The sequence below is a fragment of the Thioalkalivibrio sp. ALJ12 genome, assembly GCF_000378305.1.
Taxonomy (GTDB): Bacteria; Pseudomonadota; Gammaproteobacteria; order Ectothiorhodospirales; family Ectothiorhodospiraceae; genus Thioalkalivibrio.
Genome location: NZ_KB899538.1, coordinates 1 through 24429, shown reverse-complemented (window position 1 = coordinate 24429; position 24429 = coordinate 1). Strand labels below are relative to the sequence as shown.

At 66.6% G+C, this 24429-nt stretch carries 21 protein-coding genes and 3 tRNA genes; 18 read left to right on the top strand and 6 right to left on the bottom strand.

What is annotated here, in order from left to right:
• The first annotated feature begins 3 nt into the window (after positions 1-3).
• From murD to lpxC, 10 genes are all read left to right on the top strand, one after another.
• A complete protein-coding gene (murD, locus tag F467_RS0100120; protein ID WP_018138005.1) occupies positions 4-1350 on the top strand; it encodes a UDP-N-acetylmuramoyl-L-alanine--D-glutamate ligase in 1347 nt (448 codons plus the stop codon).
• Positions 1347-2549, top strand: a complete 1203-nt coding sequence (gene ftsW / locus F467_RS0100115) for a putative lipid II flippase FtsW (RefSeq protein WP_018138006.1) — start codon at positions 1347-1349, stop codon at positions 2547-2549. The genes murD and ftsW overlap by 4 nt, the downstream gene beginning before the upstream one ends.
• On the top strand, positions 2546-3646 hold the full coding sequence (murG, locus tag F467_RS0100110; protein WP_018138007.1) for an undecaprenyldiphospho-muramoylpentapeptide beta-N-acetylglucosaminyltransferase: 1101 nt from the start codon (positions 2546-2548) through the stop codon (positions 3644-3646). The genes ftsW and murG overlap by 4 nt, the downstream gene beginning before the upstream one ends.
• Positions 3643-5079 carry a UDP-N-acetylmuramate--L-alanine ligase gene (gene murC / locus F467_RS0100105; protein WP_018138008.1) on the top strand — a complete coding sequence of 479 codons (1437 nt, stop codon included), beginning with the start codon at positions 3643-3645 and terminating at the stop codon, positions 5077-5079. The genes murG and murC overlap by 4 nt, the downstream gene beginning before the upstream one ends.
• The gene (gene murB, locus F467_RS0100100; protein ID WP_018138009.1) at positions 5076-6035 is read left to right on the top strand and encodes a UDP-N-acetylmuramate dehydrogenase; all 960 of its coding nucleotides are present in this window, start codon (positions 5076-5078) and stop codon (positions 6033-6035) included. Before murC ends, murB begins: the two co-directional genes overlap by 4 nt.
• On the top strand, positions 6032-6973 hold the full coding sequence (locus F467_RS0100095) for a D-alanine--D-alanine ligase (protein ID WP_018138010.1): 942 nt from the start codon (positions 6032-6034) through the stop codon (positions 6971-6973). Before murB ends, F467_RS0100095 begins: the two co-directional genes overlap by 4 nt.
• A 59-nt stretch (positions 6974-7032) precedes the next feature.
• Entirely contained in the window at positions 7033-7755 is a 723-nt protein-coding gene (locus F467_RS0100090; RefSeq protein ID WP_018875244.1) for a cell division protein FtsQ/DivIB, read from the top strand.
• Between the two features lie 23 nt (positions 7756-7778).
• A complete protein-coding gene (gene ftsA / locus F467_RS0100085) occupies positions 7779-9014 on the top strand; it encodes a cell division protein FtsA (RefSeq protein WP_018138012.1) in 1236 nt (411 codons plus the stop codon).
• 91 nt (positions 9015-9105) lie between these two features.
• Complete coding sequence (gene ftsZ / locus F467_RS0100080; protein WP_012983557.1) at positions 9106-10263, top strand: cell division protein FtsZ; 1158 nt, start codon at positions 9106-9108, stop codon at positions 10261-10263.
• A 121-nt stretch (positions 10264-10384) separates the two neighbouring features.
• The gene (gene lpxC / locus F467_RS0100075; RefSeq protein WP_081601195.1) at positions 10385-11308 is read left to right on the top strand and encodes a UDP-3-O-acyl-N-acetylglucosamine deacetylase; all 924 of its coding nucleotides are present in this window, start codon (positions 10385-10387) and stop codon (positions 11306-11308) included.
• A 26-nt stretch (positions 11309-11334) separates the two neighbouring features.
• Here lpxC and F467_RS0100070 read toward each other — a convergent pair whose 3' ends face one another.
• Complete coding sequence (locus F467_RS0100070; protein WP_018138014.1) at positions 11335-11763, bottom strand: DciA family protein; 429 nt, start codon at positions 11761-11763, stop codon at positions 11335-11337.
• A gap of 48 nt (positions 11764-11811) precedes the next feature.
• Here F467_RS0100070 and F467_RS0100065 point away from each other — a divergent pair, with 48 nt between their 5' ends.
• The 4 genes from F467_RS0100065 (at position 11812) to F467_RS0100050 (ending at position 17820) form a co-directional block, all read left to right on the top strand.
• Positions 11812-12702: a M23 family metallopeptidase gene (locus F467_RS0100065; protein ID WP_018138015.1), complete on the top strand. Its 891-nt coding sequence runs from the start codon at positions 11812-11814 to the stop codon at positions 12700-12702.
• 115 nt (positions 12703-12817) lie between these two features.
• Complete coding sequence (secA, locus tag F467_RS0100060; RefSeq protein WP_018138016.1) at positions 12818-15604, top strand: preprotein translocase subunit SecA; 2787 nt, start codon at positions 12818-12820, stop codon at positions 15602-15604.
• 22 nt (positions 15605-15626) lie between these two features.
• Complete coding sequence (argJ, locus tag F467_RS0100055; protein WP_018138017.1) at positions 15627-16838, top strand: bifunctional glutamate N-acetyltransferase/amino-acid acetyltransferase ArgJ; 1212 nt, start codon at positions 15627-15629, stop codon at positions 16836-16838.
• Entirely contained in the window at positions 16819-17820 is a 1002-nt protein-coding gene (locus F467_RS0100050; RefSeq protein WP_018138018.1) for a Nudix family hydrolase, read from the top strand. The genes argJ and F467_RS0100050 overlap by 20 nt, the downstream gene beginning before the upstream one ends.
• A gap of 22 nt (positions 17821-17842) precedes the next feature.
• On the opposite strand, the gene zapD is transcribed toward F467_RS0100050, so the two are convergent.
• The 5 genes from zapD to pilB all read right to left on the bottom strand — a co-directional run bounded on the left by zapD (position 17843) and on the right by pilB (position 23525).
• Positions 17843-18613: a cell division protein ZapD gene (gene zapD / locus F467_RS0100045; protein ID WP_018649096.1), complete on the bottom strand. Its 771-nt coding sequence runs from the start codon at positions 18611-18613 to the stop codon at positions 17843-17845.
• A gap of 150 nt (positions 18614-18763) precedes the next feature.
• Entirely contained in the window at positions 18764-19375 is a 612-nt protein-coding gene (coaE, locus tag F467_RS0100040; RefSeq protein WP_018138020.1) for a dephospho-CoA kinase, read from the bottom strand.
• Between the two features lie 4 nt (positions 19376-19379).
• Positions 19380-20243 (bottom strand): A24 family peptidase, encoded by an 864-nt coding sequence (locus F467_RS0100035; RefSeq protein ID WP_018138021.1) that lies wholly within the window; start codon positions 20241-20243, stop codon positions 19380-19382.
• Between the two features lie 300 nt (positions 20244-20543).
• Positions 20544-21755 (bottom strand): type II secretion system F family protein, encoded by a 1212-nt coding sequence (locus tag F467_RS0100030; RefSeq protein ID WP_018137561.1) that lies wholly within the window; start codon positions 21753-21755, stop codon positions 20544-20546.
• 51 nt (positions 21756-21806) lie between these two features.
• The gene (gene pilB, locus F467_RS0100025; RefSeq protein WP_018137562.1) at positions 21807-23525 is read right to left on the bottom strand and encodes a type IV-A pilus assembly ATPase PilB; all 1719 of its coding nucleotides are present in this window, start codon (positions 23523-23525) and stop codon (positions 21807-21809) included.
• A gap of 208 nt (positions 23526-23733) precedes the next feature.
• Here pilB and F467_RS0100020 point away from each other — a divergent pair.
• From F467_RS0100020 to F467_RS13125, 4 genes are all read left to right on the top strand, one after another.
• Positions 23734-23818 (top strand) — tRNA-Tyr (locus F467_RS0100020).
• Positions 23819-23874: 56 nt separating this feature from the next.
• A tRNA-Gly gene (locus F467_RS0100015) sits at positions 23875-23948 on the top strand.
• A 44-nt stretch (positions 23949-23992) separates the two neighbouring features.
• Positions 23993-24068 (top strand) — tRNA-Thr (locus tag F467_RS0100010).
• Positions 24069-24134: 66 nt separating this feature from the next.
• Positions 24135-24429: GTP-binding protein (locus F467_RS13125; RefSeq protein ID WP_018994320.1), on the top strand; the 295-nt coding region annotated here is incomplete at its 3' end.

The window sequence follows — 24429 nt, the reverse complement described above, 5'->3', positions numbered from 1 at the left end:
GCCATGTCGAAGCCACAGCCGCACAATCTGATCGTGGGAACCGGAGCGACGGGGCAGTCCGTCGCGCGATTCCTGCGTGCGCGTGGCGAGACCTTTGCGATCACCGACACGCGCCGCGATCCACCGGCCCTGGCGGCCGGGGCCGCCGCCGCGTGGCTGTCCGAGGCCTGGGCCGGACCGCTGGACGGTCTTGATACCTCCGGCTATGCCCGCCTGATCGTCTCGCCGGGGGTCCCGCTGGAACACCCGGCCGTCGAACAGGCCCGGGTCGCTGGCGCGGCGATCACCGGCGACATTGACCTGTTTGCGGCAGTGGCGCAGGCCCCGGTCATTGCGATCACCGGCTCCAACGGCAAGAGCACGGTCACCGCCCTGGTGGGCGAGATCCTGACAGCCGCAGGTCGCAAGGTCGCGATCGGCGGCAACTTCGGCACCCCGGCGCTGGACCTCCTGGACCCGGCGGTGGAGGTCTATGTCCTGGAGCTGTCCAGCTTCCAGCTCGAGCGCAGCGAGCACCTGGTGCCGGATGGCGCCGCGATCCTGAATATCTCGCCCGACCATATGGATCGCTACCCGGATCTGGCCGCGTACATCCAGGCCAAGGCCCGCATCCTCGACCGTGCCGCTCGCGGTGTGCTCAATCGCGATGACCCCTGGCTGCGCGAGCTGCCCCTGCCGGCCGGTCTGCGCGTGGTCTCGTTCGGGCTGGATGCCCCGCTGGCCGCGACCGACTTCGGCGTGACGACGGGCGAGGCCGAGCCGGACCTGGTGCGTGGCGAGGAACGCCTGCTGTCCACCGCGCGCCTGCGTCTGCGCGGACAGCACAACTGGGCCAATGCCCTGGCCGCGCTGGCGCTGGCCTGGCCGTGGCTGGAATCAACGCAGGCGCGTAGCGAGGCGCTGGCTGCGCTGGCCGACTTCGCGGGCCTGCCGCACCGTTCGCAGTGGATCGCGCGGGTGGCCGAGGTCGACTACGTCAACGACTCCAAGGGCACCAACGTGGGCGCGACCCTGGCCGCGCTACGGGGTACGCCGGGGCCTCTGGTGCTGATCGCCGGTGGGCAGGGCAAGGGGCAGGATTTCTCGCCGCTGGCGGATTACGTGCCCGGCAAGGTCCGGGGCGTCGTGCTGCTCGGCGAGGATGCTCCGCTGATTGCCCGGGCCCTGGCCTCGGTGGTGCCGGTCCAGCGGGTGGACAACATGACCGCCGCCGTGGCACAGGCCGCGGCCTGGGCGCAGCCCGGAGACACCGTGCTGCTCTCGCCGGGCTGCGCGAGCCTCGACATGTACGAGAACTATCAGGCCCGCGGCAACGACTTCGCGCGGGCCGTGCGGGAGCGAGCGGCATGAGTACCGGATCGCTGCCCCTCGGACTGCCCTCGCGCGACTCGCTCGATGGACTGCGCAACAGCGTGGACCTGCCGCTGCTGGCCGCGGCCGCGTTGCTGCTGGGGCTCGGTCTGATCATGGTCGCCTCGGCCTCGATGGACCTGGGCGAGCGCTACTATGGCAACACCTGGCACTTCTTCCAGCGCCAGGTCCTGTTCGCCGCCATCGGTCTGGCGTTGGCGACCGTGATGTGGGCGATCCCGCTGGAGCGCTGGGAGCGCGCCGGTCCCTGGTTGCTGATCCTGGTCATGGTGCTGTTGATTGCGGTCCTGCTCCCGGGCGTGGGCCGAACCGTGAACGGCGCGACCCGCTGGATCCCGATCGGCATGTTCAACCTCCAGGTGGCCGAGCCGGTGAAACTGCTGGTGGTCATGTACCTGGCCGGCTACATCGTGCGTCATTACTCGACCCTGCGGTTGCACCTGCGCGGCTTTGTCCGCCCGCTGGTCGTGCTGGGCTTCGGGACAGTACTCCTGCTTCTGCAGCCTGACTTTGGTGGCGCGGCGATCATGCTGGCGATCGGTATGGGCATGCTGTTCCTGGCCGGCGCCAAGCTGTGGCAGTTCGCCGCGCTCGGCGCGACCATCGCGGTGGGTATGGCCTTCGTCGCAGTGGCTGCGCCCTACCGGGTCGCGCGCCTGACCGCATTCCTCGACCCCTGGCAGGACCCGTTCGCGACCGGGTTCCAGCTGACCCAGTCGCTGATCGCGATCGGGTCTGGCGGCTGGTTCGGTGCCGGTCTGGGCAACAGCGTGCAGAAGCTGTTCTACCTGCCGGAGGCCCATAACGACTTCCTGTTCGCGGTCTTCGCCGAGGAGTTTGGCTTTATCGGTGTGATCGCACTGATCGCGCTGTTTGCGGTCGTGGTCTGGCGCTGCGTGAAGATTGGGCTCTGGGCGGAGCGTGCCGGGCATGCATTTGGTTCGCACCTGGCCTTTGGTGTCGCGATCTGGCTGGCGCTGCAGAGTGCGCTCAATCTCGCGGTGAACATGGGGCTGCTGCCGACCAAGGGTATGACGCTGCCATTTCTCAGCTACGGCGGCAGTTCATTGATCGTCACGCTGATGGCGATCGGTTTGGTGATGCGGGTCTATCGCGAGGCGCAGATCCCGGCCCCGCGCCAGTCGACAGCGCCGCGGCGCAAGAGGGGGCGGGCATGAACAATCCCCTGCGCATCCTGATCATGGCCGGCGGTACCGGTGGACACGTCTTCCCGGGGCTGGCGGTCGCCGACGCCCTGCGCGCCCGTGGCGTCGAGGTCCTCTGGCTGGGCAGCGCGCGCGGGATCGAGACGCGTCTGGTGCCTGCGGCGGGCATCGAGCTGCACACCCTCCCGATCAGCGGCGTGCGCGGCAAGGGGTTGGCGGGACTGCTGCTGGCGCCCTGGCGCCTCGGGATCTCGCTGTGGGCGGCGCTGGCCCTGATTACCCGCTTGCGTCCGGCCGCGGTGATCGGCTTTGGCGGATTTGCGGCCGGCCCCGGCGGCCTGATGGCCGCTGCGTTGGGGCGCCCCCTGGCGATCCATGAGCAGAACGCCGTCGCCGGCCTGACCAACCGCTGGCTGGCGCGCATCGCGGACCGGGTCTATGCGGGCTTCGATCACGCCTTCCCGGAGCGTCACACCGTGACCGTGGTGGGCAATCCGGTCCGTGCGGAGATCGCCGCGTTGCCGGAGCCGGAGCAGCGCTTCGACGAGCGTTCGGGCCCGCTGCGGGTGCTGGTGTTGGGTGGCAGCCTTGGGGCGCGCTCGCTGAACCGCATGGTGCCGGCGGGGCTCGAGCAGGCCCGCGACGCGCAGCCGATGGTGATTCGCCACCAGGCCGGGGAGCGTACGTTGGACGAGGCCCGCGCGGCCTATGCCGAGACCGCGCTGGAATACGAGGTGACCCCTTTTATCGAAGACATGGCCGAGGCCTATGGCTGGGCGGATCTGGTGATTTGCCGGGCCGGGGCGCTGACTGTGGCCGAGGTCGCGGCGGCCGGTGTCCCGGCCCTGTTCGTGCCCTATCCGCATGCGGTTGATGATCACCAGACCGCCAATGCCCGTGCTCTGGTCGAGGCGGGTGCGGCCTGGCGCCTGGCCGATACCGATCTGACGCCAGAGCGGGTCGCCGAGATCGTACGTCCGCTGGGCCGCGAGGCCCTGCGCGAGCGCGCCCGGCTGGCCCGCGAACAGGCCTGCCCCGACACTGCCGAGCGTCTGGCCGAGGCCTGCCTGGAGATGGCCCATGCCCGGCGCGGGAGGAAGAACTCATGAATGCCCCGCGTCTGCCCCGCCACGCGATGCGCCGCATCCGCCGTATTCACTGTGTCGGGATCGGTGGCTCCGGCATGAGCGGGATCGCCGAGGTCCTGCATCAGCTGGGCTACGAGGTCTCCGGATCGGATCTCGGGCAGTCGGCGATGGTCGCGCGACTGACGGGCATGGGCATCCCGGTGTCACCCGCGCATACCGAAGAAAACGTCGCCGAGGCCGATGTGCTGGTCGTCTCCAGCGCAATCGATCCCTCCAACCCCGAGGTGCAGGCGGCCCGCCGCCGCGGGATCCCGATTGTGCGCCGCGCGGAGATGCTGGCGGAGCTGATGCGCTTTCGCTATGGCATTGCGGTGGCCGGCACTCACGGCAAGACCACCACGACCAGCCTGGTGGCCAGCGTGCTCGCCGAGGCCGGTATGGACCCCACCTTCGTGATCGGCGGGCGCCTGAACAGCACGGCCAGTCACTCGAACCTGGGGGCGGGCGACTATCTGGTGGCCGAGGCCGACGAGAGCGATGCCTCGTTCCTGCACCTGCAGCCGATGATCAGCATCGTGACCAATATCGATGCCGACCACCTCGGGACCTATGGCAACGATTTCGGGAACCTGCGCGCGACCTTCCTCGAGTTCCTGCATCACCTGCCGTTCTACGGCATCGCCGTGCTGTGCGCGGACGACCCGCAGGTGCGCGATCTCTATCCCGAACTGGAGCGCCCGCGCCTGACCTACGGCATCGAGGCGGAAGCCGATGTGCGCGCCCTGAACGTGCGCCAGGAAGGCGTGCGCATGTTCTTCGACCTGAAGCTGCCCGGGCAGGCCGCGTTCCCGGTCACGCTGAACCTCCCCGGGCGGCACAACGTGCTCAATGCCCTGGCCGCGGCGGCCGTCGCGCACGAACTGGAGGTTGCCCCTGCGGCGATCCAGGCGGCGCTCGAGCGCTTCCAGGGGATCGGGCGGCGCTTCCAGGTGCAGGAGCTCGAGACCGCGCCGGGCCCGCTGACCCTGGTCGACGACTACGGGCATCACCCGCGCGAGATCGAGGCGACCCAGGCCGCGGCGCGCGACGCCTGGCCCGACCGGCGGCGCATCACCGTGTTCCAGCCGCACCGGTACACCCGCACCCGCGACCTGTTCGAGGACTTCGCCGAGGCCCTGTCCGAGACCGATGTGCTGATCCTGCTGGAGGTCTATCCCGCCGGCGAGGAACCGATCCCCAGCGCCGATGGCCGCAGCCTCGCGCGGGCGATCCGTCTGCGCGGGCAGGTCGAGCCGGTGTTCGTCGAGCATGCGGCCGACGTCGCCGAGGTCCTGTCCGGGATGCTGAAGCCGAACGATGTCGTGATCACCCAGGGGGCCGGCGATATCGGTCGGCTGGCCAGCCTGCTGCCGGACCAGCTGGGAGCGATGAAACGCCCCGGGAGTACGACATGATGGCGGCGCGCGCGGTGGAACCGGTGAACGGCCCGTTCGCCCACGCCCCTCGGGGCGAGGTACGGCCCGATGCCCCGCTGGCGGGGCTGACCTCCTGGCGTGTGGGAGGTCCGGCCGACTGGCTGTTCCGGCCGGTGGACCGGGCCGATCTCGTGTCGGCGCTGGCGGATCACGCCCGTCATGCCCCCGCGATGCCGGTTACCTTCCTGGGGCTGGGCAGCAACGTGCTGATCCGCGACGGCGGCATCGAGGGGCTGGTGGTGCACCTGTCCGGTGTAATCAACGAACGCGAGCGCCTGGAGGGCAACCGCGTACGGCTCGGAGCCGGGCTCGCCTGCGCCCAGGCGGCCCGTTTCTGTGCGCGCCAGGGACTGGTGGGCGGTGAATTTCTGGCCGGCATCCCGGGCACCCTGGGCGGTGCCTTGCGCATGAACGCGGGGGCCTGGGGCGGCGAGATCTGGCCGCTGGTCGAGTCGGTGTCCACCGTGGATGCCGACGGACAGGAGCACCAGCGTGAGCCGGGCGAGTACCGCATCGGCTATCGCAGCGTCGAGGGTCCGGACGAGTGGTTTACCGGCTGCGTGCTGCAGCTGGAACCGGGCGATCCGGCCACCGCCACGGCGCGCATCAAGGAGCTGCTGCGTGAGCGCTCGCGCACGCAGCCGCTGGGTCTGCCGTCGTGCGGATCGGTGTTCCGCAATCCGCCTGGTGATCACGCTGCGCGCCTGATCGAGGCGGCGGGACTGAAGGGCCTGCGCCACGGTGGCGCGGAGATCTCCCCCAAGCACGCGAATTTCATTACCCACGATGGCGCGGCGCAGGCCGCCGACATCGAGTGGCTGCTGCACCACGCCCAAAGCGAGGTGGAGCGGCGCTTTGGTGTGTGCCTGGAGCCCGAGGTGCGGCTGCTGGGTCGACCGCGCCCCATGGACGAGACAATCGAGGGAAGGCAATGAGCAGGCGCAAACCGGAAGAATACGGGCGCGTGGCGGTCCTGATGGGCGGCTGGTCCGGCGAGCGGGACATCTCGCTCAAGAGTGGCAACGCTGTACTGGCGGCGCTGCGCCGCCAGGGCGTCGATGCCCATGCCGTTGACCTTACCCGCGAGACGGCGCGGTGCATGGCGCTGGAGGGCTACGACCGGGTATTCATCGCACTGCATGGCGAGTGCGGCGAGGACGGGACGTTGCAGGGCTGTATGGACATGGCCGGCATGCCGTATACCGGGACTGGGGTCCTCGGTTCGGCGCTGGGTATGGACAAGCTGGCCTGCAAGCGCCTCTGGGCGGGCACGAACCTCCCGAGTGCGCCGTATCGCCTGCTGACACCGGGCTTCGATCCGGAGGCGGTGGCGGATGCCCTCGGCCTGCCGCTGATCGTCAAACCCGCGCGCGGTGGCTCCAGCCTGGGCATCACCCGGGTCGATCGTGCTGAAGACCTGCCGGCCGCCTTTGATGCGGCGCGCGTGCAGCCGGGCCAGGTGTTCGCCGAACAGTGGATCACCGGACGCGAGTACACGGTTGCGGTGCTCGGCAACGAGCCCCTGCCGGTGATCGAGATTCGCGCGGCGAGCGGTTTCTACGACTACCACGCGAAGTACGAGGCGGACGATACCGGCTACCTGTGCCCGCCCCCGGACCTGTCGCGCAGTGCGCAGCTGGAGCTGCAGTCGCTGGCCATCGCCGCCTTTGCTGCCCTCGAGGGCTGCGGTTGGGGCCGGGTGGACATCCTGCAGGACGAACACGGCGAGAACTTCCTGATCGAGGTCAACACCATCCCCGGCATGACCGACCACTCGCTGGTGCCGAAGGCCGCCGCGCAGGCGGGCATCGACTTCGACGAGCTGTGCCTGCGCATCCTCGATTCCAGCTTTGAATGCGGAGGGCTGCGTTGAACGCGCGACGTACAACGCGACCCGCGCGGCGGCCGGCAGGGCCGTCGCGGCTGCAGGCCATGACGGGGCCGGGGCTACGCCTGCTCGCCGGCATGGGACTGGCCGGGGCTCTGGTGCTGGGCTTCAGCCTGTGGCTGCACTTCGACCCGGATCAGCATCTGCCGATCGGCTCCATCCAGATTACCGGCGAGCCGCGTCACGCCGACACGGACGTGATTCTCGAGCGGGTACGGGCGCATGCACCGGGTTTCGTGGGTACGGACCTCGAGGTGCTGCGCGGGGAGCTGCAGGCGATGCCCTGGGTGGACAGCGTACAACTGCGTCGGCGCTGGCCGGACACCCTGGAGATCCACGTGACCGAGCCGGTCCCGGTGGCCCAGTGGGGCGACGACCACCTGGTCGACCGCCATGGGCGCCTGTTCGGGCCGGTGGATCTCGCCGAATGGGATTTCCTGCCGGCACTGGCCGGCGAGGACGGCCGTCAGGTGGTGTTGATGCACCGCTACCTGGAGGTCTCCGCGCGCCTGGCCGACGCCGGTTTCGAGGTGGCGGGCGTGCACGAGGGCAAGCGGCATGACTGGACCATACACCTGTCCGACGGGGCCGAGGTCCTGATGGGCCGCGACGTGAATCTGAACCGGCTGGGCCAGCTGGTACGCGCGGCGCCGGCCCTGAGGGCGCGCGAGGACGCCCCGATTGCGCGAGTGGATCTGCGCTATCCGCACGGTCTGGCTGTGGCCTGGGCCGAAGAAGCGGACAACAACGGCGGCAACGCCCGATGACACGAACGACAGGACGCAGAAAGATGATGGCAAAGAAGTCGGAACCCGGACTGATCGTCGGCCTGGATGTCGGCACCTCGAAGATCGAGGCGATCGTCGGCGAGCTGACCGACGAGGGCGAGATCGAGATCATTGGCATCGGCTCCTCCCCGTCGCGCGGGCTGAAGAAGGGCGTGGTCGTGAACATCGAGTCCACCGTCCAGTCGATCCAGCGCGCGGTCGAGGAGGCCGAGCTGATGGCCGGCTGCGAGATCCATTCGGTCTACACCGGGATCGCCGGCTCTCACATCAAGAGCTACAACTCCACCGGCGTGGTCGCGATCAAGGACGGAGAGGTGGTGGCCGGAGACGTGGACCGGGTGATCGATGCCGCCCGCGCGATCGCGATCCCGGCCGACCAGCGCATCCTCCACGTGCTACCGCAGGAATACATCATCGACGAGCAGGAGGGCATCCGCGAGCCGATCGGGATGTCCGGGGTGCGGCTGGAGGCCAAGGTGCACCTGGTCACCGGCGCGGTGTCCGCGGCGCAGAACATCGTCAAGTGCGTGGAGCGCTGCGGGCTGCGAGTGGACGACATCATCCTCGAGCAGCTCGCCTCCAGCTATTCGGTGCTCAGCGAGGACGAGAAGGACCTGGGTGTCTGCCTGGTGGACATCGGCGGCGGGACCACCGACATCGCGGTGTTCGCCCACGGCGCGATCATGCACACCGCGGTGATCCCGATTGCCGGTGACCAGGTGACGAACGACATCGCGGTGGCCCTGCGCACGCCGACCCAGTACGCCGACGAACTCAAGATCAAGTACGCCTGTGCACTGCGCACGCTGGCCGACCCGGGCGAGACCATCGAGGTCCCCGGTGTCGGCGATCGCGCCGCGCGCCGGCTGTCGCGCCAGACGCTCGCCTCCGTGGTCGAGCCGCGTTACGAGGAACTGCTGCAGCTGGTGCAAGCGGAACTGCGCCGCAGTGGCACCGAGGAAATGATTGCCGCCGGGGTGGTGCTGACCGGCGGCTCGTCCCGAATGGAAGGTGTGGTGGACCTCGCCGAAGAGGTCTTCCACATGCCCGTACGCCTGGGGGTGCCGCAACGCGTCACCGGGCTCCTGGATGTGGTGAAGAACCCGATCCACGCGACGGGGGTGGGGCTGTTGCTCTACGCCCGCGAGTCGCGTGCGGAGCAGGAGGCCCGGCCCGTGAGCAGCGGGTTCCAGGGTGTATGGGCGCGCATGAAGCGCTGGTTTTCCGGGCAGCTCTGATGATCAGAGCGACCGGGGTTATGGGGGTCGGACCGCTCTCCGGCCATGGGCAAACAACTGACATGTACACACGAACCGAGAGGACGCAGCCATGACGTTCGAACTGATGGATACCTTTAGCCAGAACGCCACGATCAAGGTCGTTGGTGTTGGGGGTGGTGGCGGCAATGCCGTACAGCACATGGTTCACTCGCAACTCGATGGCGTGGACTTCATCTGCGCCAATACCGATGCCCAGGCCCTGAAGAGCCTGGACTCCAAGACGCTGCTGCAGTTGGGCGGCGATATCACCAAGGGCCTGGGTGCCGGGGCCGATCCGTCGGTCGGGCGCGAGGCGGCCCTGGAAGACCGCGAGCGCATCCAGGACCTGCTCCAGGGTGCGGACATGGTGTTCATTACTGCCGGTATGGGTGGCGGAACGGGCACCGGTGCGGCCCCGGTCGTTGCGCAGATCGCCAAGGAGATGGGCATCCTGACCGTCGCGGTGGTCACCAAGCCATTCCCGTTCGAGGGCAAGAAGCGCATGCAGGTGGCCGTGTCCGGGATCAAGGCGCTGACCGAGCAGGTCGATTCGCTGATTACCATCCCGAACGAGAAGCTGCTGACCGTTCTGGGCAAGAACACCACGCTGCTGGACGCGTTCAAGGCCGCCAACGACGTGCTGTTCGGTGCGGTGCAGGGGATCGCCGAGCTGATTACCCGCCCGGGCCTGATCAACGTCGACTTTGCCGACGTGCGCAACGTGATGCGCGAGATGGGCATGGCGATGATGGGTACCGGCACCGGTACCGGCGAGGACCGTGCACGTCAGGCCGCGGAGGCCGCGATTGCCAGCCCACTGCTTGAGGATGTCGATATCTCCGGTGCCCGCGGGATTCTGGTGAACGTCACCGGGGGCATGGATGTCGGTATCGGCGAGTTCGAGGAGGTCGGCGAGGCCGTGAAGGCCCTGGCGTCCGAGGATGCGACCGTGGTGGTCGGTACCGTGATCGACCCCGAGATGAGTGACGAGCTGCGCGTGACCCTGGTGGCCACCGGCCTCGGTGCCCAGACGGCCCAGCAGGAACGCCCGCAGGTGCGTGTGGTCGATGCTCAGCCCAAGCGTGCGGTTGGCTCCGACGTCGAGGTGGACCTCGACCAGCCGACGGTGAAGCGTCGTGGCGGGGACAACCTCGCGGTCGACTACAACCAGCAGCAAGGCATTGATGTGCTGGATATCCCGGCCTTTCTGCGCAAACAAGCCGACTGAGCAAGGGGCCGCATGCAGGGAGAGCGGAAACTTGCAATAATGCGGTAATCGTTGTGTGCATGAGGAGCCCGGGAGGGCCCGGGCTCCACTTTGCACCTGAAAAAGCAAGAGGTTATACGCGTTGATTCGACAAAGAACGCTTAAGAACAGCATCCGGGCCACAGGCGTGGGGCTGCATACCGGGGAAAAGGTCGTGCTCACGTTGCGGCCGGCGCCGGTGAATACCGGGATCGTCTTCCACCGGAGCGATCTGGATCCCGTCGTCGAGATCCCGGCTCGGGCGGAGAACGTGGGCGACACGCGTTTGTCGACAACGCTGGTAAAGGGAGACGTGCGCGTCTCGACCGTGGAACACCTGCTCTCCGCGATCGCGGGGCTGGGCATCGACAACCTGCACGTGGATGTCAGTGCCGCCGAGGTCCCGATCATGGACGGCAGTGCCGGACCGTTTGTGTTCCTGTTGCAGTCCGCCGGGCTCAAGGAACAGGACGCCCCCAAGGAATTCATCCGGGTGAAGCGCAGCGTGGAAGTCCGCGAGGGCGACAAATGGGTGCGCTTCGACCCCTATGACGGGTTCAAGGTCGGTTTCTGCATCGACTTCGAACACCCGATGTTTACCGACGGAAGCCAGCGCGCCGAGCTGGACTTCTCGTCCACCTCCTTCGTGAAGGAGGTCTCGCGTGCCCGGACCTTCGGGTTCATGCGCGATATCGAGGCCCTGCGCGCCAACCAGCTGGCGCTGGGTGGCAGCCTGGACAACGCGGTGGTGCTCGATGACTACAAGATCCTGAACGAGAACGGCCTGCGCTACGACAACGAGCTGGTCAAACACAAGATCCTCGACGTGGTCGGTGATCTGTACCTGCTGGGGCACAGCCTGATCGGCGCGTTTACCGGGCACAAGTCCGGGCATGCGCTGAACAACCAGCTGATTCGCCAGCTCGCGGCGGACGAGACGGCCTGGGAAAAGGTCACCTTCGAGGACCCCTCGGAGCGCTTGCCGATCTCCTTCGGGCAGCTGGCGCCCACGATCGCTGGCAGTTAGGGCGGTCCTGTCCTGCGCTGCGGGGGCTAGCGCCCCTGCGGCGGTAGCGCCGCCAGGCGTTCCAGCGCCCCGGCCAACTCCGGGTCGCCGATCGAGCGCGCGGTCTGCATCAGTAGCGAGCGGGCCGACTCCGGGATCTCGCGTTGAACCGCGACCGGTTTGGATTGCGGTGCACGTGGCGTGCTGTCGAGTCGAATGCGCACCTCGGTGGTGCCTTCGATGCCGGCCGCCGCGAGCGTCTTGAGCAGCTCGCGCTGCTGGAAGCGGATCTCGGTCGCCAGTGGGCGATCGGCGCAGACCGCGATCAGGGTCTCTCCCTGCCGGGTCAGCGCCAGGCGTCCGCGCTGTAGCTCCTCCCCCACCAGTGGGGCGAGGGCGCGTTCCAGCTCCCGATCGCGGTCGCTGTGGACGCTCAGATTCGCCGCGACAAAGCGGTTCGCGGGGCGCGGCATCATCGACGTGCCTCCACGAAGCCCGACAGTACAAGAGTAATTGAGAAACGCATGCAACTGATCGTACTACGACCGGATGGCCTTTGTACCCGCCTCCCGTTTCGCATCACCCTTGTCCTTTCCGTAACCCTGCTCGCCCTGGTCGTGGCCGCAGTCGCCGCCGCCTACTGGGTGGGACAGCAGCAGCGCGAGGTCATCAAGGTACCGGTGGTACCGGGAAGCGACCAGGCGGTGATCGAGGCCGCCGAGCGCGAGGTTGCGCACGAGGGCCTGAAACACCTGGCCGAACGGGTGGTGGTCCTCGAACGCCAGCTCGCCCGCGTCGACCTGCGCATGCGCTCGGTGGGTGAGAGCCTTGACCTGGATTTGTCCGAGCTGATGCCCGCGATGGGGGGGCAGGGTGGCCCCGAACTGGAGGGCCCGGATTCACCCATTGCGATGGATGAGCGCCTCTACGCCCTGGAGCGCCTGCTCCATCGACACCAGGCTTCGGTGGCCCTGATCGACGACACACTGCGCGAGGATGCCTCGCGCGAGGCCCTGCGCCCGCAGTTGATGCCGGTCGACGACGAGGCCTGGATCAGCTCGGCCTTTGGGTACCGCAATGACCCGTTTACCGGCGCCCGGCGCTTCCATTCCGGCATGGACTTCGCCGGCAGCCATGGTTCGGATATCCGGGCCGCGGGTGGTGGAATCGTGGTGTTCTCGGGCAAGCGCGATGCCTACGGCAAGATGGTCGAGATCGATCACGGGGGTGGTCTGCGCACCCGCTACGCGCACAACTCGGAGTTGCTGGTGGAGCCGGGGCAGCGCGTGGATGCCGGCGACACCATTGCGCGCATGGGCCGCACGGGCCGTGCCACGGATACGCACCTGCACTACGAAGTCCTCAAGGCGGGCCAGGCCGTTAACCCCTACGACTTCCTGCCCAGCGACGACTGAATCCGAAACCCTCTCCGGCACCCGCCCCCCGCGCAGGTGGTGGGCGGATGGTTTATCCTAGATAGGTTTCGGACAACGGCTGGCTCTTAATACAAGCCCCCTCAAGCGGATCCCTATGGTCAAGCAGCTCGTACAGAAGTTCTTCGGCAGTCGCAACGACCGCATCATCAAGCGCTATCGCAAGCAGGTCGAGCAGGTGAACGCCCTCGCGGAAGCCACCGAGGCCCTGCCGCGCCAGGAGCTGGAACACAAGACCACGGAGCTGCGCAAGCGCGCCCAGGACGGCGAGTCCATCGACAAGCTGCTGCCGGAGGCCTTTGCGGTCTGCCGAGCCATGAGTGTGCATGCCCTTGGCATGCGCCATTTTGACGTGCAGCTGATCGGTGGCATGGTGCTGAACGACGGGCGCATCGCCGAGATGCGTACCGGTGAAGGCAAGACCCTGGTCGCCACGCTCCCTACCTACCTCAACGCCCTGTCCGGCGATGGTGTGCACGTGGTCACGGTCAACGACTACCTGGCCCGCCGCGATGCCGCGTGGATGGGCCGGCTGTATCACGCCCTGGGGCTGAGCGTTGGCGTGGTCAACTCCTCCGGCGGGCTGGGCGTGGACAGCGCCTCGTATCTGTACGACCCCGAGTACAAGGCCGAAGAAGGCGGGATGGACCACCTGCGACCGGTGACCCGCCGCGAGGCCTATGCCGCGGATATCACCTACGGCACCAACAACGAGTTCGGCTTCGACTACCTGCGCGACAACATGGCGTTCTCCGCCGACCAGCGGGTGCAGCGCGGTCTCAATTTCGCGGTAGTCGACGAGGTCGACTCGATCCTGATCGACGAGGCGCGGACCCCGCTGATCATCTCCGGTCCCAGTGGTGACAGCTCCGAACTGTACGAGCGGATGAACAAGCTACCGCCGCAGCTCACCCGTCAGGAAGACGAGGAGAGCGAGGGCGACTACTACGTCGATGAGAAGGCCAAGCAGGTCTTTCTGAGCGAGGATGGGCACGAGAAGGCCGAGCAGTTGCTGCGCGAGGAGGGGTTGCTGGAAGAGCACCAGTCCTTGTATGACGCCGGAGCGATCCAGGTCCTGCATCACCTGAATGCCGCGCTGCGCGCCCACGCCCTGTTCCACCGCGACGTGGACTATCTGGTGCGTGACAACAAGGTCCAGATCATCGACGAATTCACCGGCCGCATCATGGGTGGTCGGCGCTGGTCCGAGGGGTTGCACCAGGCGATCGAGGCGAAGGAAGGCGTGCCAATCCAGCGCGAGAACCAGACCCTGGCCTCGATTACCTTCCAGAACTACTTCCGCCTGTACGAGAAACTGGCCGGCATGACCGGTACTGCGGACACCGAGGCCTACGAGTTCCAGACGATCTACGGCCTCGAAGTTGTCGTGGTGCCCGGCAACAAGCCGCTGGTGCGGGACGACATGCAGGATCTTGTCTACCTGACCCAGGAAGAGAAGTACGAGGCGATCATCAAGGAGATCCAGTGGTGCGTCGAACGGAAACAGCCGGTACTGGTGGGTACCGCTTCCGTGGAAAGCTCCGAGCGCCTGGCCCAGGCGCTGAAAAAGACCGGGATCAAGTTCGAGGTGCTCAACGCCAAGCAGCATGAGCGCGAGGCCGCGATCATTGCCCACGCCGGACGCCCGGGCGCGATCACGCTGGCCACCAACATGGCCGGCCGCGGGACTGACATCGTGCTGGGTGGGTCGCTGGACGCCGAGCTGGCCGAAGTGGACCTGGACGACACCGCGAAATGCGAGCAGATCAAGGCGGACTGGCAGAAGCGCCACGATGCCGTGCTCGAGTCCGGTGGTCTGCACATCATCGGCTCCGAGCGCCACGAGTCCCGCCGCATCGACAACCAGCTGCGCGGCCGTTCCGGGCGTCAGGGCGACCCGGGCTCCAGCCGTTTCTTCCTCTCGCTGGAAGACAACCTGATGCGGGTGTTCGCCTCCGAGCGCGTGCGCGGGCTGATGCAACGCCTGGGCATGAAGGAGGGCGAGGCGATCGAGAATGCCTGGGTTTCGCGCGCGATCGAGAATGCCCAGCGCAAGGTCGAGGCGCACAACTTCGACATCCGCAAGCAGTTGCTGGAGTACGACGACGTCGCCAACGACCAGCGACGGGTGATCTACGAACAGCGTGCGGAGCTGCTGACCACCGAGGACATCAGCGACACCATCGAGGCCCTGCTCAATGACGTGGTCAATGCCCAGATCAGCGAGTACATCCCGCCGGGCTCGATCGAGGACGAATGGGACGTCGAGGGTCTGGAGCAGGCACTCAACGGCGAATTCGGGATCGATCTGCCCGTGAAGCAGTGGCTGGAGGATGAAGACGACCTGCACGAAGAGCCGCTGCGCGAACGGATCATCGAGCACGCCCGCACGCTTCTTGCCGGCAAGCGCGAGCAGCTGGGCGAGACCACGATGAACCGGCTGCAGCGCGACATGATGCTGCAGGTGCTGGATACCCAGTGGAAGGAACATCTGGCCGCGATGGACTATCTGCGCCAGGGCATCGGGCTGCGAGGCTACGCCCAGCGCAACCCGAAGCAGGAATACAAGAAGGAAGCCTTCGCGATGTTCCAGTCCCTGCTGGAACGCATCAAGCACGACGTGATCAAGTATCTGCTGCGCATCCAGCTGCGCTCGCCCGAAGAGGTCGAGGCGCTGCAGCCGAAGAAAAAGGCCCCGGCCGAGTCCGACATGAACTTCCAGCACGAGAACCCGGACAGTGCGCTGGACGCCGGGGCGGAGGAGCGCGAGCCGGTGGCCAGTGGTGACACCCCCTATCGTCGCGAGGGCCCCAAACTCGGCCGCAACGAGCCCTGCTGGTGCGGTTCGGGCAAGAAGTACAAGCAGTGCCACGGCAAGCTCTGAACGTATACGGGAGCACGTGAATATGGCCGTTGGGCTGCAACCACCGGACACATTGCTGCCGGTGCCCGGTATCCGTCTGGCGACTACCGCGGCGGGCATCCGCTATGCCGGGCGCGACGACCTGGTGCTGATCGATGCCGGCGCGGATGCCACCATTGCCGCGCTCTATACCACCAACGCCTTCTGCGCCGCCCCGGTCGTCGTGGCCCGTGAACACCAGTCCGCCCGCCCTGGCCGCTGGCTGTTGATTAACGCGGGCAACGCCAATGCGGGAACGGGGGAGCCGGGGCTGGCCGCTGCGCGGGCCTGCTGCGAGGCGGTCGCCGCAGTGGTCGGTGGTGATGCCCGCGCGGTGCTGCCCTTCTCCACCGGCGTGATCGGCGAGCCGCTACCGGTCGAGCGGATCACCAAGGTCCTGCCCACACTGCATGCGGCGCTGGTACCGAATGGCTGGATGCAGGCGGGCCGCGCGATCATGACCACCGATACCGTGCTCAAGGGCGGCAGTCGCCGTATCGAGCTCTCGGGCGGTACCGTGACGCTGACCGGGATCGCCAAGGGCTCCGGGATGATCCACCCGAACATGGCCACGATGCTCGGGTTCATCGGGACCGATCTCGCCATCACCGAAGCCGAACTGTTGCCTTTGCTGCGCGAAGCGAATGGGGCCAGCTTCAACGCCATTACGGTGGATGGCGACACCTCCACGAACGATGCGGTCGTCTGCATGGCCTCGGGCGCCAGTAGTGCGACGCTGGCAACGGCCGAGGACCGCGAGACCTTCATGCGCGCACTCGGAGATCTGTGCCTGGAGCTCGCGCAGGCGATCGTGCGCGACGGCGAGGGGGCGACCAAGTTCGTGACCGTGGCGGTGGAGTCGGCCCGTGACGAGGCCGAAGCCGCCCGGGTGGCCGAGACCGTGGCCCTGTCGCCGCTGGTCAAGACCGCCCTGTTCGCTTCCGACCCCAATTGGGGGCGCATCCTGGCCGCGGTCGGCCGCGCCAGCGTCGCGGACCTGGTGATCGAGCAGGTCGCCATCACCGTCAATGGCGTCGAGATTGTCCGCGGCGGCGGGCGTTCCCCGGACTACACCGAGGCGGCCGGGCAGCAGGCCTTTGCGCAGGACGAGATCGAGATCCGGATCGCGCTGGGCCGGGGACAGGCCGTGGCCCGCAAGTATACCTGCGACTTCTCCCACGAGTACGTCCGTATCAATGCCGAATACCGGTCCTGAGCCGGTCGGTACCACTCCGCCGCTGGAGGTTGCGGTGGGGCTGGTCCTCGATGCCGAGGGCCGCGTGCTGGTCAGCCGTCGTCTGGCCGGCCGGCACCTGGCTGGCTATTGGGAGTTTCCGGGCGGCAAGATCGATGCCGGCGAGAGCGCCTTTGCCGGCCTGGTGCGCGAGTTGCACGAAGAGCTGGGGATTGTCGTGCGCGCCGGGGTTCAGTGTCTGACTGTGCGCCATGACTTTGCCGAGTGTTCCGTGGCCCTGCGCGTGTTCCGGGTAACGGACTGGTCCGGCGAGGTGCATGGCCGCGAGGGGCAGGAATGGGCCTGGCGCGACCCGGCCACCCTGGACCCCGCGGATTTCCCCGCTGCCAATCACCCGATGTTCCAGGCCCTGGTCCTGCCGCAGCGCTACTTGATTACGCCATCCCCTGCGGTGCGGGCCGAGATCCCGGCCGTGGTTGAGCAGGTCCAGGCAGCGCTGGTGGATATGGACGGCGCGATGCTGCAGGTCCGGGCGCCGTCATTGGGGCGGGCGGACTACCGCGCCTTGGTCGAACCACTCCACGGGTTTGCCCGCGCTCGCGGGATACCGCTGCTGGCCAACGCGCCCTGGGAGTGGGTCGCGGACCTGTCCGGTATCGGATGGCATCTCCCCGAGCGGCGCTGGCGTGCGCTGGACGAACGCCCTTCGGTTTCGGGTCTGGTGGCGGCTTCGGTGCATGACGCCGAAGGGCTGGCTGAGGCCGCCCGGCTGGGGCTGGATTTGGCTGTCCTGAGTCCGGTGTGTTCCACGGTCTCCCATCCCGGCGTGCCGGGGATGGGGTGGGCGCAATTCGCCGCGCGGGTGCGCGAGGCTGGGGTCCCGGTTTATGCCCTGGGCGGGATGCGTGCGTCCGATCTGGATCAGGCGCGGACCTGTGGAGCCCAGGGGATCGCGGCCATCCGGGGGTTGCTGGGCATGCAGGCCGGTGAAGCGGCGGTTTGAGAAGTGAATCCGTTAAACTCGCTTACAGGGCACAGCAGCACAGCCGGAATTCGATGTCCTGCGCGGCGGGGATGGGGCGGCTGCGGAAATCCTCGGGCGAGAAAAAACGTACCGTGAAGCGCTGGCGTCCTGCGCTGATCTCCGGGTAGTACCCCAGATCGGGATCGACACTGACCCGGATCAGCTGCCATGCATGGCTCGTGTCCAGGCTGCGTTCGAAATAGCCGTCTTCGGCGATGGCGGACTCCGAGCGCCCGGAGCGGCGCATATAGGACAGGACCTGGATGGTCGCCTCGGCTACCGTGTTCAATGGCTCGAACCATTCCAGCAGTAGTGCGGTGCGCTCCGGGGAGCTTTGGGCCAGCCAGTGATGGTAGATCGGCAGGTCGAAATCGAAGGCCCCGCCGGGTAGCGCCATGCGCTGGCGCACGCTGTTGAAGAATTCGTTGCCACGCACCCGATGATCCAGCGCCCCGGCCTGTTCTTCCAGGGCGGAGTGCAGGCGTTTCTGCGCCTGCATGGTCTCGGTGAACCGCTCCGGGTCGACGCCCGGCTGGTGCGTGAGTCGGTTGAGGTTGGCAGTCTGGCGCTCGATCTCGCCCATCAGTTCGCGCTTGATGTCGACGCGGGTGACCAGGGCATAGATGTCGACCAGCGAGACCAGGGCCTCATGGTGGTCAAAAGGCCGGCCGGACTCCAGGGCATCCCCGAACCGCTGGGCCAGCGCCTCCAGACGCAACAGCAGTCGCACGCGTTCGTGCAGCGGTTGTTCGAAGGTGAGCAATTGGGTCACGGGCGGCCCGTCCGGCTTGGGTTCTCGGTGTTGCGGGGCAACACGACCTTGGCAGTATCCAGTATTCAGGGGGCGACTTTCCACCCGTCCTTGTCAGCAATCGGAGTCGGTGCGCAATCTCTCCCCTTATTGCGGCCCGGATGCATGTGGCTAGCCATGCCCCGTTACGGCTCGCAGCTCATCGTGCAGGCCGGACACCTGCTGGCGCAGATCCTCGTCCGTGGTCGTGCGGTCGTTCGTGATCACCCGGTCGCCGCGCTGGCGGCGCTCGTCCGGGCTCAACTGGCAGTCCATGATGGCCTGCACCTCGGCCGGGGTGCGGCCATCGCGATGGGTGACGCGCTCGAGCTGTTCCTCCGGCTTGCAGTCGACCACGATGACCGGGTCGAACTCGTGCTCCCACCCGGCCTCGAACAGCAGCGGCACCACGATCAGCGCATAGCCGTTGGTGTCTGGCAGATCACGCAGACGGCGTTCCAGTTCTGCGTGCACCGCGGGGTGGACCAGCGCTTCCAGCGCCTTGCGCTCGTCGGGTTGTGCGAAGACCCGTGTGCGCAGGGCCCCGCGATCCAGGCGTCCCCGCGCATCGAGTACCCCTGGTCCGAACTGTTGAACGATCGCGGCATGCAGGTCGTGTCCCGGCTCTTGCAGTTCGCGGGTGATCCGGTCGGCGTCGAGCACCGGTACCCCCAGGCTGGCAAACAACCCGGCGACGCGGCTCTTGCCGCAGCCAATCCCGCCTGTCAGTCCGACCCGCCGCATGACACTAGAGCCCCTGTGGGAAGTAGAACGCCACCAGCGTATCGCCCCAGATCAGTGCCAGCCACCCGGCGGCCGCGAGATACGGCCCGAACGGGATCGGGATGTTGCGGTCGCGCCCGCGCAGCAGGATTAGCAGGATGCCGACGATCGCCCCGACCAGGGAAGCCAGCAGAAGGATTACCGGCAGGGCCTGCCAGCCGAGCCATGCGCCCAGTGCGGCGAGCAGCTTGAAGTCGCCATACCCCATGCCCTCCTTCCCGGTGGCCAGGCGGAAGCCGTGAAAGATCAGCCAAAGCACCAGGTAACCGGCGGTCGCTCCGATCACGGCCGACTGCAGATCGGTGAAGGTGCCCGGGATATTGACCAGCAGCCCCAGCCAGAGCAACGGCAGGGTCAGCTGGTCCGGGAGCAGGGTGGTGCGCGCGTCGATCCCGGCGGCGGCGATCAGAACGCCGGTGAAGATCAGCGCCAGCAGCGCCGTCGTGTCGGCTCCGAAGTGCCAGATGGTAAGGGCAAACAGGACTGCGGTGAGGATCTCGACCAGCGGATACTGCCAGCTGATGCTCGTGCCGCAGCCTGGGCAGCGCCCGCGCAGCCAGAGGAAGCTGAGCACGGGGATGTTCTCGTACGAGCGGATCGGCCGCTCGCACTGGGGACAGCGCGAACGCGGGCGCAGCAGGTCGAACGGGGTGTCGTCCGCCGGGGGCTCCTGTTCCAGGATTGCGCGTGCCTCGGCGTTCCAGCCGCGCTCCAGCATCACCGGCAGCCGGGCGATGACCACGTTCAGAAAGCTGCCGATCAGCAGCCCGAATACCGCTGCGACCGCGATTGCCCAGGACAGGGGCAGGAGTTCTTCCGTGCCGAGCATCCTAGGGAAGCCCTGACCAATGTGCACGCTCGCGCTCGAGTCGCTTTTGCGTGCGAACAAGGCGCGGCGACTGCCGTGCAGTCATTCTGCACAAGGGAGCCGCAACGCCGTGCGCGCGCCCGTTTTTGATAACAACGGGCGGCCGAGCCCCTGCATTGAATGATTGGTGGGGTTGGAACCCCAGGTTCCCCGATCCTGCGTTGCGCCGCTTGCGGGTAGAACCACTACCCGCTGCACGGCGCGCCTTGTCTCGGAAAACCTGGGGTACCAACGCGAGTGTGTACATTGGTCAGGGCTTCCCTAGATGACTTGACCCATCTGGAAGATGGGCAGGTACATCGCGATCACCAGGCCGCCGACCAGTACGCCGAGTACGACCATGATCAGGGGCTCCAGCAGGCTCGAGAGGCTGTCCACGGCGTTGTCGACCTCGGCCTCGTAGAAGTCCGCGACCTTCGCCAGCATCGAGTCCAGCGAGCCGGATTCCTCGCCGATCGCGACCATCTGCACGACCATGTTGGGGAAGACCCCGGTATTGCGCATCGACCACTGCAGCTGTGCCCCGGCCGAGGTCTCGTCGCGCATGCGCAGCGTGGCCTCGCGATACAGCGCGTTGCCCGTGGCGCCGGAGACCGAGGTGAGGGCATCGACCAGCGGTACACCGGCCGAAAACATCGTGGACAGCGTCCGCGCGAAGCGGGCGATCGCGGCCTTGCGCAGGATCGGACCGAAGGCCGGGGCCTTCAGGATTGCGATATCGAGAAAACGCGCAAACCGGGGTGAGCGTTGCCGGGTCTGTACGAAGGCGAAGCCGATCGCGACCATGATCGCGAGGATCAGCCACCACCAGGACTGCACGAAATCCGAGAGGTCGACCACCATGCGGGTGAAGACCGGCAGGTCCGCACCAAAACCCTGGAACAGCGCCTCGAACTGCGGGACCACATAGATCAGCAGGATGGCCGTAACCACGATTGCGACCACAATGACCGCCGCCGGGTAGAACATGGCCTTGCGGATCTTGGCCTTCAGGGCCTCGGTCTTTTCCTTGTAGGTGGCGACCTTGTCCAGCAGGGTCTCGAGCGTCCCCGCCTGCTCGCCGGCCTCGACCAGGTTGACCACCAGATCATCGAAGTACTTGGGCTGCTTGGCCAGCGCGGCGGCAAAGGTCTCGCCGCCCTCGACGTCGGCCTTGAGCTTGAGCACGAGATCGCGCATCGCCGGCTTCTCGTTGCCGCGGCCGACGATCTCGAAGGCCTGTACCAGCGGCACGCCGGATTGCAGCATCGTGGTCATCTGCCGCAGGAAGTAGGCGATGTCCGCGGGGACAATCTTCTTCTTGCCCCCGGAGAGCAGCGACTTCGGCTTCTTGCGAATCTTGACGACATTGATGCCGTTCTTGCGCAGTTCGGAGCGTGCGACGGCTTCGCTGTCGGCCGGGGTCTCGCCCTTGACCCGGTCGCCGTTCTTGTTCAGTCCTTCCCAAGCGTAGATTGTCCCGGAATCGGCCATCTACTGTCCCCCTGTGCTGGTGACCCGAACCGGAGCCCTTCCGGCGTCTCCCTAGTCCTTGGTCACGCGGTTAACTTCCTCGAGGCTGGTCATCCCCGCCAGAACCTTTACCAGGCCGGCGCGGCGCAGGTCCTCGACTCCTTCCTTTGCGGCCTGCTGAGCCAGCTGCATGGAGTTGTAGCCCTCCAGAATCCCGCGCTGCATCTCTTCGCTGATCGGCATGACCTGATAGATGCCGACCCGCCCCTTGTAGCCGTTGGTGCACTGATCGCAGCCCACCGCGCGATACGCCGTTACCCCGGCCTGGATGTCGGCGTCGGTGAAGCCCTCCTTGCGCAGGACCTCCTCCGGGAGATCCTCCGGTTCCTTGCAGTTCGTGCACAGTCGGCGCGCCAGGCGCTGCGCGATGATCAGCAGGATCGAGGAGGCGATGTTGTAGGGCGGTACCCCCATGTTCGCCAGTCGGGTCAGGGTCTGCGGGGCATCGTTGGTATGCAGCGTGGAGAGCACCAGGTGCCCTGTCTGCGCCGCCTTGATCGCGATCTCCGCGGTCTCGAGGTCGCGGATCTCGCCCACCATGATCACGTCCGGATCCTGACGCAGGAAGGCGCGCAGCGCGCTGGCGAAGGTCAGCCCGACCTTCGGGTTCACGTTGACCTGGTTGACCCCGGGCATGTTGATTTCCGAGGGGTCTTCCGCGGTGGAGATGTTGCGGTCGGCCGTGTTCAGGATCCCGAGGCCGGTGTACAGCGACACCGTTTTACCCGAGCCGGTCGGGCCGGTGACCAGGATCATCCCGTAGGGTCGCTTGAGCGCCTGGAGGTAGGCCTCCTTCTGGTGTTCCTCGTAGCCGAGCTGATCGATCCCGATCTGGGTGCTGCTCGGGTCGAGGATACGCATTACGATCTTTTCGCCGTACAGCGTGGGCAGTGTGCTGACACGAAAATCGATCGCGCGCGTGCGCGAGAGCTTCAGCTTGATGCGCCCATCCTGCGGGACCCGACGCTCGGCGATGTCCATGCGTGACATGACCTTGACCCGCGCGGTGATACGTGGCGCCAGGGTGTTCGGCGGGTGGGCGATCTCGTGCAGCACGCCGTCGATACGAAAGCGCACGCGGAAATCCTTCTCGAACGGTTCGAGGTGGATGTCCGACGCCTTGCGGTTGATGGCGTCCATCAGCACCTTGTTGACGAACCGCACCACGGGTGCGTCGTCCACCGCGTCCCCGGCATCCGACGTGTCGCCGTCATCGCCGCCACCCGATTCGATGGCCAGGTTCTCCAGGTCGTCGTCGCCCAGATCGTCCATCAGCGACGAGGCAGCGCTCAGCGCGCTTTCGATCAGGCGGTCGAGCTTGTGCCCCTCGACCAGTACGGCCTCCACCGGCATCCCGGTAGCGAACTTGAACTCGTCGGTGGCCCCCAGGTTGGTGGGGTCGGAGACCGCGATATACAGGCGGTTGCCGCGCTGCATGATCGGCAGGGCGTGGTGTTTCTGGATCAGCTTCTCGTTCAGGTGATCCTTGGGCAGCAGCTCGGGATCAAAGCACGACAAATCCAGTACCGGGAGCCCGAACTCCTCGGCCGCGGCCTCGGCCAGGCGAGCCTCGGAGACCTGCCCCTTGCTGGCCAGCAGGGGCATCAAAGGGGTCTGCTGAGCGCGCGATTCCTCGGCGATCTGGGCAGCGATATCTTCCGCAATCAGGCCGGCGTCCACGAGACGCTTGGCCAGACCCGGCAGGCGGGGCGCCGTTGTCGTGTTGGGCATGGGCCTCTACGCGCGAATCTTCAAGTCCTGAATAGGCACACTCTACGTGCGTCTGTCGTGGAATGGAAACCGTCAGGCGCACCGTATGATCGGAAATCATAGGCAGATAATGAGTGACACGCGCGCGTGTCCGCGTGATCTGCGAGCGGGATGCAATCCCTGCTTGACGCTGTGCTTCGCGCTGGTTCAGAATACGCGGCTTGATCGAGGAGGGATACCCAAGCGGTCAACGGGGGCAGACTGTAAATCTGCTGGCTCAGCCTTCGGAGGTTCGAATCCTCCTCCCTCCACCATCGGGTTTTCAAGCCAGCGGCCTGTAGCGGGCGGTGGTTCGGCAAGCCAGGGTTCTGCGGGTGTAGTTCAATGGTAGAACCTCAGCCTTCCAAGCTGATGATGTGGGTTCGATTCCCATCACCCGCTCCAGTTGATCCGAACGGTTCGGGTCCGGCCCTGGCCAGGTAAGTCAGGCTCATGTAGCTCAGTCGGTAGAGCACTTCCTTGGTAAGGAAGAGGTCACCGGTTCGAATCCGGTCATGAGCTCCAATTTTGTGTAAGTCAGCGTACAACCTGCGTCGCTTGTGAAAGCGTCACGATCCGGGGAAGCGAGAGATGTCCAAGGAAAAGTTCGAGCGTAAGAAGCCGCATGTGAATGTGGGGACGATTGGTCATGTGGACCATGGCAAGACCACGCTGACGGCGGCGATGACTGCGGTGCTGGGCAAGAAGTACGGCAGTGAAGCCCGTGCGTTTGACCAGATCGACAATGCGCCGGAAGAGAAGGCGCGCGGGATTACGATTGCCACGGCGCACGTGGAATACGAATCCGACATTCGTCACTACGCGCATGTGGATTGCCCTGGGCACGCGGACTACGTGAAGAACATGATCACGGGTGCGGCGCAGA

What these genes read in the sequence shown, in the direction of transcription:
- murD (WP_018138005.1), top strand. Translation starts at nt 4, where the DNA reads ATGTCGAAGCCACAGCCGCACAATCTGATCGTGGGAACCGGAGCGACG.
- ftsW (WP_018138006.1), top strand. Translation starts at nt 1,347, where the DNA reads ATGAGTACCGGATCGCTGCCCCTCGGACTGCCCTCGCGCGACTCGCTC.
- murG (WP_018138007.1), top strand. Translation starts at nt 2,546, where the DNA reads ATGAACAATCCCCTGCGCATCCTGATCATGGCCGGCGGTACCGGTGGA.
- murC (WP_018138008.1), top strand. Translation starts at nt 3,643, where the DNA reads ATGAATGCCCCGCGTCTGCCCCGCCACGCGATGCGCCGCATCCGCCGT.
- murB (WP_018138009.1), top strand. Translation starts at nt 5,076, where the DNA reads ATGATGGCGGCGCGCGCGGTGGAACCGGTGAACGGCCCGTTCGCCCAC.
- F467_RS0100095 (WP_018138010.1), top strand. Translation starts at nt 6,032, where the DNA reads ATGAGCAGGCGCAAACCGGAAGAATACGGGCGCGTGGCGGTCCTGATG.
- F467_RS0100090 (WP_018875244.1), top strand. Translation starts at nt 7,033, where the DNA reads ATGACGGGGCCGGGGCTACGCCTGCTCGCCGGCATGGGACTGGCCGGG.
- ftsA (WP_018138012.1), top strand. Translation starts at nt 7,779, where the DNA reads ATGATGGCAAAGAAGTCGGAACCCGGACTGATCGTCGGCCTGGATGTC.
- ftsZ (WP_012983557.1), top strand. Translation starts at nt 9,106, where the DNA reads ATGACGTTCGAACTGATGGATACCTTTAGCCAGAACGCCACGATCAAG.
- F467_RS0100070 (WP_018138014.1), bottom strand. Translation starts at nt 11,763, where the DNA reads ATGATGCCGCGCCCCGCGAACCGCTTTGTCGCGGCGAATCTGAGCGTC.
- F467_RS0100065 (WP_018138015.1), top strand. Translation starts at nt 11,812, where the DNA reads ATGCAACTGATCGTACTACGACCGGATGGCCTTTGTACCCGCCTCCCG.
- secA (WP_018138016.1), top strand. Translation starts at nt 12,818, where the DNA reads ATGGTCAAGCAGCTCGTACAGAAGTTCTTCGGCAGTCGCAACGACCGC.
- argJ (WP_018138017.1), top strand. Translation starts at nt 15,627, where the DNA reads ATGGCCGTTGGGCTGCAACCACCGGACACATTGCTGCCGGTGCCCGGT.
- F467_RS0100050 (WP_018138018.1), top strand. Translation starts at nt 16,819, where the DNA reads ATGCCGAATACCGGTCCTGAGCCGGTCGGTACCACTCCGCCGCTGGAG.
- coaE (WP_018138020.1), bottom strand. Translation starts at nt 19,375, where the DNA reads ATGCGGCGGGTCGGACTGACAGGCGGGATTGGCTGCGGCAAGAGCCGC.
- F467_RS0100035 (WP_018138021.1), bottom strand. Translation starts at nt 20,243, where the DNA reads ATGCTCGGCACGGAAGAACTCCTGCCCCTGTCCTGGGCAATCGCGGTC.
- F467_RS0100030 (WP_018137561.1), bottom strand. Translation starts at nt 21,755, where the DNA reads ATGGCCGATTCCGGGACAATCTACGCTTGGGAAGGACTGAACAAGAAC.
- pilB (WP_018137562.1), bottom strand. Translation starts at nt 23,525, where the DNA reads ATGCCCAACACGACAACGGCGCCCCGCCTGCCGGGTCTGGCCAAGCGT.